The sequence below is a fragment of the Opitutus terrae PB90-1 genome, from assembly GCF_000019965.1.
GTDB lineage: Bacteria > Verrucomicrobiota > Verrucomicrobiia > Opitutales > Opitutaceae > Opitutus > Opitutus terrae.
In genome coordinates, this window is record NC_010571.1 from 4,619,516 (window position 1) to 4,633,016 (window position 13,501).

The window sequence follows — 13,501 nt, forward strand, 5'->3', positions numbered from 1 at the left end:
ACCTTCAAGACAGAACATCCGCCAGGTCGCCCAGAAGCGGCGCCCGCCACCAACGCCTCTCCCCAGACTTGCTTCAGCCCCGGGGTTGAGCGTTCCTTCTGCCCTCGCCATGTCTGTCTCCGACTCGCTCTTCGAACGCGCCAAGCAGCTGATGCCCGGCGGCGTCAACTCCCCCGTCCGCGCCTTCCGCTCCGTCGGCGGTGCGCCGTTCTTCGTCAAGGCCGCACGCGGCGCCACCCTCGTCACCGCCGACGATCAGGAGCTGATCGACTTCGTGTGCACGTGGGGACCCGCGATCCACGGCCACAACCACCCACGCATCAAGGCGGCGATCGCCGAGGCGCTCGAACACGGCACGTCGTTCGGTACGCCGAATCCTTACGAGGTCGAGATGGCCGAGCTGATCGTGCGCTTCTTCCCGTCGATCCAGAAGGTTCGGATGTGCAACAGCGGCACCGAGGCCACGATGTCGGCCATCCGGCTCGCGCGCGGCTTCACGAAGCGCAGCAAGATCATCAAGTTCGCCGGCTGTTACCACGGCCACTCCGACTCGCTGCTGATCAAGGCCGGCTCCGGCGCGCTCACGCACGGGCATCCCGACAGCGCCGGCGTGCCGATCTCGTTCGCCCAGGAAACCGTCGTCGTCACCTACAACGATCGCGCCGCGCTCGAGGCCGCATTCGCCGCGAACGTGGGCCAGATCGCGTGCGTCATCATCGAACCCTACTGCGGGAACGTCGGCTTCATCATGCCAGACGCGGGGTACCTGCAGGCCGTTCGCGAACTCTGCACGCGTGAAGGCGCCGTGCTCATCTTCGACGAGGTGATGACCGGCTTCCGCCAGGCCCGCGGTGGCGTGCAGGAACTCGAGAACATCACGCCCGACCTCACCTGCCTGGGCAAAATCATCGGCGGCGGATTGCCGGTCGGCGCCTTCGGCGGTCGCACCTACCTCATGGATCTGCTCGCGCCGCTCGGGCCCGTCTACCAGGCTGGCACGCTCAGCGGCAATCCGCTGGCGATGGCCGCCGGCATCGCCGCGTTGAAGTTGCTCGACGAGGAAAATCCTTACGCTCGGCTCGACCAGCTCGGCCGACAGCTGCGCGACGCGGTGCTGGCCGCGGCCAAAACCAAGGGCCTGCCGGTGCAGGTCCCGCAACGCGGATCGATGTTTAGCATTTTCTTCACCCCTCAGCCGGTGCGCGATTATGCCTCCGCGCTGGCAGGAGATGCGAAGCTGTTTGGCCGGTTCTTCCACACGTGTCTCGCGAACGGTGTGTATCTTGCGCCAAGCGCCTACGAGGCCGCGTTCCTCAGCACGGCCCATGAAGGCGCGGCGATCGACCGGGCATGTGAAGTGCTTGCTTCAGCGATCAACGAGCTTTGATGTTTTCCACGCCGGCTTAATTTCCTTCGCACATTGTCGTAATCGTACCGATGGGTCGTCTCCTTTCCCTAGTCCTCCTTGTCGCCGGCAGCGCCTGGGCCACCCAGCCCTCGGCCGCACTCTCTCCCACAGGGGTCCCGGTAGGGCCGCAGCTTGCTGCGCCCTCTGCAGTGGCGAATGCCGCCCCCGCAAACCGCCCGCCCGCCCAGCCATCCGGCGTCCAAATCATTTCCGTCGACGAGCTGAAGACCGGGCAGCGTGGCGAGGTGTGGACCGTTTTTCGTGGCACCGAGCCGGAGCCTTTCACGGTGGAAGTCACCGGCGTCGTGCGCAACGCGCTCGGACCCGGCAAATCGCTGATCCTCTGCCAGCTGACCGATCCGCGCGTGCAGTCGATGGGCGCGGTCGCCGGCATGAGCGGCAGCCCGCTCTACGTCGACGGCAAGCTCGCCGGCGCGCTGAGTTATCAGATCCAGCGGTTCGAAACCGTGCGCTACGCCGGCTTCACTCCCGCCGCCGATCTGATCGAGGTGCAAACCAAGATGGCCGCGGCCGCGGACAGCTCGGCCGCGCCCGTGGCGCCGTCCGTCGCCAACACGACCAGCGACGGCTTTCGTCCGCTGCGCCCGGTGTTCACGCTGAGCGGATTGAGCCCGGTCGTCGCCGATCTGTTCGCTCCGAAGCTTGCCGCGCTCGGCCTCTCCGCCACCTCGCTCGGCGGCAGCACGCAGACTGCGTCCCTCAACTCTCAACCCTCAACTCTCAACTCCTCTCCCCTCACCCCCGGCTCCGCCGTGGCGGTGGCGCTCGCCACCGGCGACATCACCCTCGCCGGCACCGGCACCGTTTCGAATGTCGAGGGCAACGCCATCACCGCGTTCGGCCATCCGATGCTCTCGCTCGGCGAAGTCGCGCTGCCGATGTGCGCCGCCGAGATCGTCACGATTCTGCCGTCCAACATGCAGTCGGTGAAGGTGGCCAACACCGGCGCCGTCATCGGCACCATCACGCAGGACCGGCTGTCTGCCGTCTCCGGCCGACTCGGCGAAGGGCCCGAAATGACCGATGTCGAGGTCACCGTCTCGTCACGCACCGCGCCGTCGAAGACGCTGAAGTTCTCCGTCGCCCGTCAGGAACAACTCACGCCCGTGCTCGTCGCCACCGGCGTCACGCAGGCGATCCTCGGTTCCAACGACGCGGGCCTGAGCAAGGGCTTTCTGCTGCGCAGCGACGTGATGTTCCCCGCCAAGCCGACGCTCGCGTCCCGCACGCTCTACTCCGGCCCGCAGGGGTTCCAGCAGGGTCTCACCGAATTCGTGCAGGATCTCGCCCAAAGCCTGCAGAATCCCTACGAGAAAACCTTCCCGAAGCGCGTCGTCTTCAATGTCGAGGCGCTCGACGAGAATCCCGCGGTCACGCTCGAACTCTTCCAACTCTCCCGCTCCGCCGCCCGCGCGGGCGAGGTCGTGCAAGCCACCCTCGCGTGGCGCGATTTTCAGGGCGAGGCCCGCCGCCAGACCGTCGACATTCCGATCGATCCGTCCTGGACCGGCCGCGATCTCGAGGTCGTGCTCGCGCCCGGTCGCGTGCTGGACGAAATGTCCGGCCGGCCGCGCGTCCTGCAAGCCGCGCAGCTGCGCAGCTTCGACGCCTATCTCGCCGCGCTGCGCGATTCGCGTGCGGCCGATGGGCTATGCCTGGCCGTCGTTGAGAAGACCCGTCTCTTCACCGATCAAACCAGCGGCACGCCCGACGCGCCTGCATCGATCGAGCGGATCGCGCGTGCGGCTGACGAAGCGCGCTTCAACCACGTCGATGCGCTGGTGCCGCTCTGGGAAAGCCACGTGCTGCACGGCAAGCTCTCCTCCGCCACCCTCCGCCGCAGCCTGAAGGTGGACGAGTAGCCTTCGCAGCGGCCCTGCCTGTCTGCAAGCCACCTCGTTGAGGTGGCTTTTGCCAGGTCACCGACCTGACCTACCGGGTGACCGGTCGCCCCGGCCCGACCTACCCAAGCCGGCATCTTCTCGCACGCGGGCTCAAGACTCCGGGCTCTCGGCTCTGGACTCTGCACTCCCTCCCCCTGCTTGCCTTTTTCTCCGATGGGGCCCGACTTGTTCGCGTTGTGCCTTCTCACGCGTTTCGCCCTCTCGCATCGTTGTTTTGCTTCCTCGCGGCCCTTGCGACCGTTTCCGCCGATCCGCTCTCGCATCGCGTGGAAATCGACTTCTTCCGCGATGTGCCGAGCCGCAACCTCAAGGGCCTCGCCGCGCGTTCGGATGGCCGGCTCGTTGCTGGCCCGGTGTTGAGCGAGCTCGCCGGCGCCGCGCCCGCGGATCTGCTCTGGTCGCTTTCGCCGACGAACGATCCGGCGAAGTGGCTCGTCGGCACCGGCCCCGATGGCAAGATTTTCGAGATCACGATCGACGCCGCGAAGGCCACGTTCTCCGCCCGCGAGATCGCCAAGCTCGACGAACCCCACGTATTCGCCCTCGCCCGACTGCCCGATGGCGCCCTGCTCGCCGGCACCTCGCCCACCGGCGCGCTTTGTCTCGTGCGCGAGGGCAAACCAGTCGCGCGCGTTGCGCTGCCGGTGGATTCGATTTTCGATCTGCTGCTGGTCGACAACTGGACCGCGCTCGTGGCCACCGGCAACCCGGCGCGGCTGTATCGCGTCGATCTCCGCAAGTTTGCCGCCGCCGGCGTCGCGGCCGACAAGCTCGCCGAGGCCAAGCTGCTCGCCGAGCGCGGTATCACGCTCTTCGGCGAGATCCGCGACCGGAACATTCGCCGGATCGCCCAGCTCGCCGATGGCCGGATCGCGGTCGGCTCCTCGCCCAAGGGCAACCTCTACGCGTTCGCGCGCGACGGCGGCGCACCGATCATCCTGCAGGAAAACCGCGAAGCTGAGGTCACCGATCTGCTGCCGACGCCGGACGGTGGACTCTACGCCGCGCTCACGTTCTCCGGCGGCAACAACGAGGCCCGCATCACGCCCCCGAAAAACCCGCCGAAGGAGCCGAACGAGTCACCGATCTTCACCCCGCTGGCGAACGATCGCTTCGGCGGACGCGGCGCCGTGGTCTGGCTGCCGGACAATGGCTTTCCCGAGACGATTGTGAGCCGCGGCAACACCGCGTTCTACCGCATGGTCCGCCACGGCGACGTGCTGCTGATCACCGGCGGCGAACAGGGCGAGATCGTCGGCTACGATCTGCCGCACCGGATGTCGCTCACCTACGCGGGCAGCGTGTCGTCGCAGCTCAACGCGCTCGCCCCGCTGGCCGGCGCGCCCGGGCGGTTTCTCGTAATGCGCAACAACGCGCCCGGTTTCGCGCTCCTCGACTTCTCGCAGGCTGCCCCACGCGAAGCCGAGACGCGCCGGATCGACCTTGGTGCACCGTCACTGCTCGGCGCACTCCGCTTCAACCGACTGCGTGGACTCACGGACGCGCAGGTCGGTGTCGCGTTGAAGACCAGCAATGGCAGCGACGAGATCGAAGGCTGGAGCCAATGGACGCCCCTGACCGCGGCCGAGCAGGGCTGGAATGCCCCGGCGCTGCGCGGCCGCTACGTAAAGCTGCGCGTTCAGGTCCCGGCCAACTCGGCCCCGGCGCTGGAGCTTGATCGCGCCGCGCTCTACGCGCTGCCGCAGAACCGCCGGCCGCAGCTGCAGGATTTCCGCGTGCTCTCCGCGAACTTTGGTCTCGTGCCGATGCCCGAACCGCCGCCCCAGACGCTGATCTCCATCGGCCAGTTGTTGCAGACCGGCAAGCAGGACGACGACAAGCGCAAGAATGCGTTCCTCGGCAGCCAGATTGTCCCCACGCCCGGCGCGCAGGTCGTGCTCTGGACGGTGACGGATCCGGACAATGACGCCATCGTCTGCACCTTTTCGCTGCGCCGCGACGGCGAGGAGAAATGGATCGACGTGGTCCGCAACACCCGCGAGCCCTACGCGCAGTTCGATACCGCCCACATGCCGGATGGCGTCTATTTCACGCGACTGATCGCCACCGAAACGGATCCGCGTCCGGCCGACGCGCGGCTCACCACCACCTTCGAAACCGACGATCTGGTGATCGATCACACGCCGCCGCAAATCCTCGCGGCCTCCGCGCAACGCAAAGGCGAGATGTTCGAGATCCGCGTCGAGGGTCGCGACGCGCTGTCGCTCCTTGACGGCATCGAGGCCGTTTTCAATCACGGTGTGCGCGAGCAAACGGAGCAGCCGGTCGACGGCATTCTCGACAGCCGCAGCGAGACGTTCGTGCTGGAGCTTCCGTTGGCGCGCGTGGCGGGCGCGACCTCGGTCGAGGTCACGCTCTACGACGTTTTCGGCAACACCACCGCACAACGGCTGAGCTGGTAGCGGCGCGAGGCTTTGGGCCCGATAGGTCTCGTAAGTCCTATCGGTCCCGTGCCGGGGCGCCCCTCACGCCCGCGGATGCGCCTTGGCGTAGATCTCCTTCAGCCGCGCCACGCTCACGTGCGTGTAGACTTGCGTGGTCGCGAGCTGCGCATGGCCGAGCAGTTCCTGCACGAGCCGCAGGTCGGCGCCCGCGTTGAGCAGATGCGTGGCATACGAATGCCGCAGCTTGTGCGGCGTCAGGTCCATCGGCAGCTCGGCCAGCGCGAGATAGCGCTTCAGCATCAACTGCACCTCGCGCGGTGACATCCGCGTGCCCCGTTGGGTGACGATCACCGGCGCGTCTGGCGCCGTGGCAGGCGCGAACTCGTCGCGGAATTTCCGCAGCACCGCGACCGCGACGCGTCCGATCGGACACAGCCGCTCCTTGCGGCCTTTGCCCACGATCCGCGCGACCCCCGCCTCCAGATCGATCGCGCCGTAGTTGAGCCCGGTCAGCTCGCTGACCCGCAGCCCCGCGCCGTAGAGAAGCTCCAGTACCAGCCGGTCGCGATGCGCCGTGAAGGCATCGATGCTCTCGCTCGCCAGTAACTGCTGCGGACCGGCCAACAGCCGGACCATCTGTTCCTCGGTCAAAAATTTCGGCAGTCGCTTCTCCAGTTTCGGCAGCGGCACACCGAGGAAGGGATTGCGCTGCACCTTGCCGCGGCGCAGCCAGAATTTGAAGAACGATCGCAACCCCGACACGTGGTTATGCAGCGTCCGGCGTCCGAACCGCCGCTGCGCTTCGATCACGAAGTCGCGCAGCTCGCGCATCTGCAGCGCGTCGAATCCGCGCTCCCATACGCCCGCCAGCACGAGCCAGCGGTAGAAATCCTCAAACGCCTGCCGGTAGTTGCGCACGGTGTAGGCCGAATACCGCCGCTCGTGCGCGAGGTAGTTCTCGAACGGCTGCCACCACTCCGCCTGCACCTCGGCTGGCAGCGCGGCTTCGGCCTTTGGATTCGCAGGCTCCACGTACACGAGTGAACCACAGTCCACCCGCAAAACTCCACAGGATTTCCGTCGTTCGTTACGACCCTCTACGTGGCGGGAGCAGTCGGCACCTTGTTGTCCCGCAAGAAACGATCCACCGCGTCCAGGTCCTTCATCGCGGTCGCGTCGAACACATAGTGTGGGTCTTGCGCGCGGGCGAGCAACTCGGCCAGCCAGTCGAGGAGAACCTCGCGGCGCGGCACCCAAACGGTGGGGCTGGCCAGCAAATCGGCCCGCAGAGCGCGGGCGTGGAGGACATGGTGATTCAGTGTGCTCATGAGAGGAAGACGAGTTGGGGTGAGGACAATCAACGCGCGAGCCGTGGGCCAGAGTCGTTGCGGGTGGGCAATTCCAGGGTGCTGCCGCTGACCGCTGCAGCCAGCGCCGGCAGCGCCAGCGCGCTCGCGGCGGGCACCATCCAGAACGGCTCGGTCCCGAACGCCATTCCCAGCAGCGGGAGCGCCAAGGCGCCACACGTGAAAAACGCACCGAAGCGCCTGAAGCCAAACAAACCCAAGACCGCCCCCGCGAGGGCCGGGAGCGCGAGCGACCAAGGCGTCAGGGCAGCCACCAGTCCGGCCACGAAACCGATGGGCGCCAGCAAGACGCCTCGACCTCCCCGGCGCGTGATCGTTTGGCTGAAGATGCTCAAGCCGAGGATCGCGAGCAGCACGCCATACCCATCCTTCGGCAAAAGTGACCAGAACCCAACGTCGAGTCCGAGCGCGGCGATGAGCAGCCAGGTGCCGGCGAAGCCCCGAAACGGATCCACCCACAAGGCCGGCACCCACCACCACGGCCGATGACGCGGGCTGTTATCAAGCGAGTTGAAGCAATCGAAGCTGCGCAGTTCCACGCGCGCTGACAGGAGTCGATCCGCCGGGAAAAGCAGCAGCAGCAAAGCAGGCACGAGCGGAACCCAGTGGAGTGTCATGGAACACCTCCACCTTCTCTGCTTCTACGCTAATGTCGAATTCCATCCCGCCCAAGTTCGCTCGCCGCCGTCCTCGCCCAACGCGGCACTGCCAGCCTTCGCGCGGATTTTGGCCGCGCCGAAACCAACCCGCCGCGCGAGTTGCTTCTCGTCCGCGAACACGGGACACGAAAGTCCCTCGGGGTCAGCCGCCGGCCGGACGCGCGACGGTGACCTTCGCCTCGACCTCGCGCATTACCTTGGTCGCGTGCAGCCGCAGCGCGCCCTCGGGATCGAGTCCCTTGGCGCGAGCCGCCGCCGTCAGCTCAAACAGCATTCGGCCCAGCGTCGGCTCGTCGAGCTGACGCCCAAGCGCGTCGACCTGCGCCCGGTCGACGACGTTTCCCGCCGGCAGCTCCTTTTTGTCGATCTGCTTCCACACGGCTTCGGCGAACATCAGCGCCGGCAAGCGTGGCGGGAGTTCCTTGAACACGCCCGCGCTCGCCGGGCCGTTCTTCTTCTCCGTCGCCTTGATCGCATCCCATTGCACGATCACCTGCTCCGACGTATCGAGCTTGCCGGTGCCGAATACATGGGGATGCCGGCGCACGAGCTTCTCGTTAATCTCCCGCGCCACGTCCTCGAAATTGAAATGCCCCGCCTCCTCGGCCATTCGCGCGTGAAACACAATCTGGATCAGCACGTCGCCGAGTTCCTCGCGCATATGCGGCATGTCGCCGCGATCGATCGTGTCGATCAGCTCGCTCACCTCGTCGATCAGGCAGCGCACCAGCGTCGCATGCGTTTGCTCCTGATCCCACGGGCAGCCGCCCGGTCCGCGGAGCCGGGCCATCGTGTGCAGTAGATCTTCGATCGCGCTCATGGCTTTCAGGAGACCACGAAACACACGAAATACACGAAAAAACCGGCCGAACTCTGGTCTCGTTTTCGTGTGATTCGTGTGTTTCGTGGGGGCTCCATGCCCGACAAGCTCATCGAGATCATGGCGCACAAGCGGCGCGAAATCGCCCCGCTGATTCGTCCGGTCACCGAGACCGAGCTCGCGCAGCTCGACGCCTCGCGGCCGAAGCCGCCTTCGTTCGCCGACGCCCTGCGCCGGCCCGACGGTACGCTGGCCGTGATCTCCGAGATCAAACGCCGCTCGCCGTCCGCCGGCGAGATCAAGGCCGGTGCGTCCGCGGTCGAGCAGGCCCGCCGCTACCGAGCCGCCGGCGCCGACGCGCTCTCGATTCTCACCGACACGGAATTCTTCGGCGGCACGCTCGCCGACTTGAGCGACGTCACGACCGAGTTCCGGGACCAACGTCCCGCGCCGCCATGTCTGCGCAAGGATTTCATGGTGCATCCGGTGCAGGTCGCGCAGGCGCGCGAGGCCGGCGCCTCCGCCATCCTGATCATTGTGCGCGCGCTGGATGACGCCGAGATTCAGGCCCTGTACAGCGCCGCCCAAGCGGCCGGATTGGACGCGCTGTTCGAGGTTCACCACGAAACCGAGCTCGAGCGCGCCCTGCATCATCGCGCGCGGATCATTGGCGTGAACAATCGCGACCTCGCCGTCTTCAAGACCGACCTGGCGCTCAGCGAACGGCTGATCCCGCAATTCCCGCGCGACGTGATCGCCGTGAGTGAAAGCGGCATCTTCACGGGCGCCGACGCGCGGCGCGTGCACGCCGTCGGCGCGCACGCCGTGCTCGTCGGCGAAGCGCTCATGAAAGCGCCCGATCCCGCCGCGCTGATCGCCGAGTTCCGCGCGCGTTGATTGCCCGAGCCCCGAGGGGCAGAGCCCCGCGCGAGGTTTCGGATTTTCCTAACGGTCCAGCTCGATTCGCCGCTCAACTCTCAACCCTCATCTCTCAACCTGCCGCGCGCTCTCCTCTCCGCTCTAGACCCTCCGCTCTCAGCTCTAGCCTCCGTCTCATGCCCCTCACCCCCACCGCCACCCGTGAGTTGCTCGCCCAACTTGGGCATCAACCGAAGCGGTTTCTCGGCCAGAATTTCCTGGTCGACGGGAACATCGTCCGGAAATCGCTTGAACTCGCGCAGGTGCGCCGCGGCGACGCGGTGGTCGAGATCGGTCCGGGTCTGGGCACCTTAACGGGCGCACTGCTCGAGGCCGGCGCGGAGGTCTGGGCCGTCGAGAAGGATCGCACGCTGCACGCCCACCTCTCATCCACGCTGCAGCCGCGGCATCCGGATACCTTTCACCTGCTCGAAGCCGACGCCGTCGAGCATCCCCTTGCCGATCTGCCGGCCGCTCACGCCGCAGCGTTCAAGATCGTCGCCAATCTGCCCTACGCGATCGCCACCCCTTGGCTCGACGCGGTGCTCGGGGGGCCTCTGCCGGAGCGGATGGTGCTGATGCTTCAGCAGGAGGCGGCGCAACGCTACGTGGCCATGCCCGGCTCCAAATCATTCGGCGCGATCTCGGTGTTCTTGCAATCGGCCTACGAGGTCGCACCCGGTCATCGCGTCGAGGCCAGCTGCTTTTTCCCGCGACCGGACGTGGATTCCTATCTCCTGCACCTCGTCCGCCGCGCCGAGCCCTTCGTATTCACCCCGGAGGTGAAGGCGCTGATCCGTTCCGTGTTTCAGCAGCGCCGCAAGCAGATCGGCGGGCTGCTCCGCGACCGTTTGCCCGATCACGGTGCCAGCTGGCTGGCTCGTCTCACCGCGGCCGGACTGTCGTCGCTTACCCGACCCGAAGCAATTCCGACGGAACTTTGGCGTGCGCTGCAGGTTAGAGAATCCTGACCGCGCTTGAAAGCGGCGGCGCAACCGCTACACGTATGAAGATGCTTCGCTCCTGTCTTCTTGCTCTCGCCCTCCTCAGTGTCCCGGCGTTCGCCCAGACCGGCGAGCCGGTGGATCTGCTCGGCAAGATCGAGGGCCGAACGTATGCCTCACCGACCGGCGCATTCCGCGTCACCATTCCCGTTCTGCCGGAGCTCGGTGGCCGCGTCATGGATACGGACAACGTCGTGACGTTTCAGGACGATTTCAACGTACTCAGCACGATCGCGGCGTTTCCGATGGATGCGACGCAGCGCTGGGAACTCTCGACGCGCGGGCTGAAGGATTACCTCGCCTATTTCTTCGGCAATTTCGTGATGCCGGATTTCCAGCAGAGCATTCCGGGCACGCGCGTCGAAAGCGCAAAGTTCGCTCCGTCGATCGGCGACGGCGCGCTGTTGGTTTACACGCTCCTGCCCGGCGGCTCGATGTTCAACCACCGGCTCACCTTCGTTCGCCCCGGCGAGCGGCCGCCCGAAGCCAAGCGCGGCAATCTGCTGTTCGTGCGCAACGAATGGATCTACGTGCTCAGCATCGAACTCGCCGAGCGCGTGCTCGAACGCTCGACCTACAACAAGACGCCGGCCGAGGAGGATGAGATCCTGCGGCAGCGGCTCATCGAACTCCGCGAAAAGATGGAGTTCACCACGCCCGCCGCGGCCCCCACGAAATGACGCCGGTCGACCCGGAGGTACTACCCCCCGGCATCATCGTCCGCGACGCCCAGGCGTCCGATCTCCCGGCGATCGTCTCGATCTACAACGAGATCATCCCCGGCCGGATGGTCACGGCCGATCTGGATCTCGTCACCGTCGAAAGCCGGCTGCCCTGGCTGCAACTGCACAATCCCGCGCATCATCCGGTCTGGGTGGTCGAGGAAAACGGCGCCGTGATCGCGTGGCTGAGCTTCGACACCTTTTATCCGCGCCCGGCTTACGACGGCACCGCGATGCTGGCGATCTACGTCACCAAGGCGCGGCGCGGCAGCGGACTTGGCCGGATGCTGCTCACCCGGGCGATGCGGCATGCGCCGAAGCTCGGGATCCGCGTGCTGCTCGGCTACATCTTCGCCCACAACGAGCCGAGCCTGAAACTTTTCGCCGCCCACGGCTTCGGCCGCTGGGCGCACTTGCCCGGCGTAGCCCAACTCGATGGCATCGACCGCGACGTGATCATCATGGGCAAGCGCGTGATGGAGTAGCCGGAAAACGCGGCCCCGGAGCGCAGGCCTCTGTCGCGATTGCGGGCAGGATGCCCGCTCCGGGTTGCCATGCCGTTCACGTCTCCCGTGCGCAGCTAAACGCCAAAATCTGCGTGGCATTTGGATTAGCCTAATCCTACCAAACGGTCGACGGTCTGGAGGCTTCCAGCAGCTCGCAGCTCGCTCGTCCTCATGAACATCCTGCTCGTCAGCCCTCAGACTCCCGACACGTTCTGGAGTTTCAAACACGTCCTGCGCTTCGTCTCCAAGAAAGCCGCCTTCCCGCCGCTCGGCCTGCTGACGATCGCCGCCATGCTGCCGCGCGACTGGAAGCTCCGGCTCGTCGACCTCAACGTCGAACGGCTCCGCGACGAACTTCTCCGCGAAGCCGATTACGTCCTGATTGGCGCGATGCTCGTGCACCAGGAATCCGTGCACGAGATCGTGGCGCGCTGTGCCGCCCTCGGCAAACGCGTGATCGGCGGTGGCCCGCTGTTCACGACCGGACACGAAAAGTTCCCCGAGATCGCCCACTTCGTGCTCGGCGAGGCGGAGGAGATCATGCCGCAGCTCGTCGCCGATCTCGTTTCTGGCGACTTGCAACCGAGCTATCAGGCGCCGCGGTTCCCGACCATCACGCAGACACCGGTGCCGCGTTGGGACCTGATCAACGTCCGTCACTATGTCACGATGGCCGCACAGTTTTCCCGCGGCTGCCCATTCGACTGCGAATTCTGCGACATCATCGTGATGAACGGCCGTGTGCCGCGCACGAAAACGCCCGCACAATTCGTCGAGGAACTCGAAGTGCTGCGTCGCCACGGCTGGCGCGACATGGTGTTCGTCGTCGACGACAACTTCATCGGCGACAAGCGCCGCACCCGTGCTCTGCTCGAAGCGCTGATCGAGTGGCGGCGGCGGACCAACCCCAAAATGGGCTTCTTCACCGAGGCTTCGGTCAACCTCGCTGACGACCCCGAACTCTGCGCGCTGATGGTTGCCGCCGGGTTCACGAAGGTGTTCGTGGGCATCGAAACGCCCTCCGCCGATGCGCTCGAGGAATGCCACAAGGTGCAGAACCGCAATCGCGATCTGGTCTCCGCCGTGCACACGCTGCAGCATGCGGGACTCGAGGTCATGGGCGGGTTCATCGTTGGGTTCGACAGCGACCTGTCCGACATCTTCAAGCGCCAGTTCGATTTCATCCAACGTTCGGGCGTCGCGATCGCGATGGTGGGACTGCTGACCGCGCTGCCGCGCACCAAACTCTGGATGCGGCTCAAGCGCGAAGGTCGGCTCGAAGCGGAGAGCACCGGCAACAACACTCAGGCCGAACTGAATTTCGTGCCGAAGCTGAGTCGGGAGTATCTGCAGCAGGGCTACCGCGAGCTGATGCACCGACTCTACCGGCCGCGCGACTACTACGCCCGGATCCGCACCTTCCTCCGCAACTATCAGCCGAAGGGACCGCGGCTCCGGTTGAGCCGCGCCGACCTCGTGGCCTTCCTGAAATCGCTCTGGCTGCTCGGGGTCTGGCACCGCGGCCGGATCGGATACTGGCGGCTCTTTTGGGGCACACTCGTGAAACGACCGACCAAGTTCCGTTTCGCGCTCGAGCTCGCAATCATGGGCTACCACTTCCGCCGCGTGGCCCGGGCGTTGTAGCCGGCTTCAGCCCGGCCCCGAACCGCGACGTCGCCATCAGCTGGAGGCCGACGCTCCTTCGGCTCACGAACACGCGTGCGTGGGAGCGCGGCCGTCCCCGGCCGCGCCTATTCAGCCGGCCGG

Annotated in this window: 12 protein-coding genes; 8 read left to right on the forward strand and 4 right to left on the reverse strand. The window is 66.2% G+C overall.

All coding sequences use genetic code 11. The features are described from left to right. Positions 1-109: 109 nt before the first annotated feature. From hemL to OTER_RS17930, 3 genes are all read left to right on the forward strand, one after another. Entirely contained in the window at positions 110-1,387 is a 1,278-nt protein-coding gene (hemL, locus tag OTER_RS17920; protein ID WP_012376353.1) for a glutamate-1-semialdehyde 2,1-aminomutase, read from the forward strand. Between the two features lie 170 nt (positions 1,388-1,557). Next, the gene (locus OTER_RS17925) at positions 1,558-3,291 is read left to right on the forward strand and encodes a SpoIVB peptidase S55 domain-containing protein (RefSeq protein WP_044891865.1); all 1,734 of its coding nucleotides are present in this window, start codon (positions 1,558-1,560) and stop codon (positions 3,289-3,291) included. A 251-nt stretch (positions 3,292-3,542) separates the two neighbouring features. After that, positions 3,543-5,756: a hypothetical protein gene (locus tag OTER_RS17930; protein WP_044891866.1), complete on the forward strand. Its 2,214-nt coding sequence runs from the start codon at positions 3,543-3,545 to the stop codon at positions 5,754-5,756. Positions 5,757-5,819: 63 nt separating this feature from the next. Here OTER_RS17930 and OTER_RS17935 read toward each other — a convergent pair whose 3' ends face one another. The 4 genes from OTER_RS17935 to mazG form a co-directional block, all read right to left on the reverse strand. Continuing rightward, positions 5,820-6,776: a tyrosine recombinase XerC gene (locus tag OTER_RS17935; RefSeq protein ID WP_237702384.1), complete on the reverse strand. Its 957-nt coding sequence runs from the start codon at positions 6,774-6,776 to the stop codon at positions 5,820-5,822. A 59-nt stretch (positions 6,777-6,835) separates the two neighbouring features. Beyond that, on the reverse strand, positions 6,836-7,066 hold the full coding sequence (locus OTER_RS17940) for a hypothetical protein (RefSeq protein ID WP_012376357.1): 231 nt from the start codon (positions 7,064-7,066) through the stop codon (positions 6,836-6,838). 29 nt (positions 7,067-7,095) lie between these two features. Beyond that, positions 7,096-7,722, reverse strand: coding sequence for a hypothetical protein (locus OTER_RS17945; protein WP_012376358.1), 627 nt, complete (start codon positions 7,720-7,722; stop codon positions 7,096-7,098). Between the two features lie 184 nt (positions 7,723-7,906). After that, entirely contained in the window at positions 7,907-8,584 is a 678-nt protein-coding gene (mazG, locus tag OTER_RS17950; protein ID WP_012376359.1) for a nucleoside triphosphate pyrophosphohydrolase, read from the reverse strand. A gap of 96 nt (positions 8,585-8,680) precedes the next feature. Here mazG and trpC point away from each other — a divergent pair, with 96 nt between their 5' ends. The 5 genes from trpC (at position 8,681) to OTER_RS17975 (ending at position 13,378) form a co-directional block, all read left to right on the forward strand. Then, on the forward strand, positions 8,681-9,481 hold the full coding sequence (gene trpC / locus OTER_RS17955) for an indole-3-glycerol phosphate synthase TrpC (RefSeq protein ID WP_012376360.1): 801 nt from the start codon (positions 8,681-8,683) through the stop codon (positions 9,479-9,481). Between the two features lie 158 nt (positions 9,482-9,639). Further along, positions 9,640-10,473 (forward strand): 16S rRNA (adenine(1518)-N(6)/adenine(1519)-N(6))-dimethyltransferase RsmA, encoded by an 834-nt coding sequence (gene rsmA / locus OTER_RS17960; RefSeq protein ID WP_012376361.1) that lies wholly within the window; start codon positions 9,640-9,642, stop codon positions 10,471-10,473. Positions 10,474-10,508: 35 nt separating this feature from the next. Continuing rightward, a complete protein-coding gene (locus tag OTER_RS17965) occupies positions 10,509-11,186 on the forward strand; it encodes a hypothetical protein (RefSeq protein ID WP_012376362.1) in 678 nt (225 codons plus the stop codon). Continuing rightward, positions 11,183-11,713: a GNAT family N-acetyltransferase gene (locus tag OTER_RS17970; RefSeq protein ID WP_012376363.1), complete on the forward strand. Its 531-nt coding sequence runs from the start codon at positions 11,183-11,185 to the stop codon at positions 11,711-11,713. The genes OTER_RS17965 and OTER_RS17970 overlap by 4 nt, the downstream gene beginning before the upstream one ends. Positions 11,714-11,905: 192 nt before the next feature. Then, entirely contained in the window at positions 11,906-13,378 is a 1,473-nt protein-coding gene (locus OTER_RS17975; protein WP_012376364.1) for a B12-binding domain-containing radical SAM protein, read from the forward strand. The last annotated feature ends 123 nt before the right edge of the window (positions 13,379-13,501 follow it).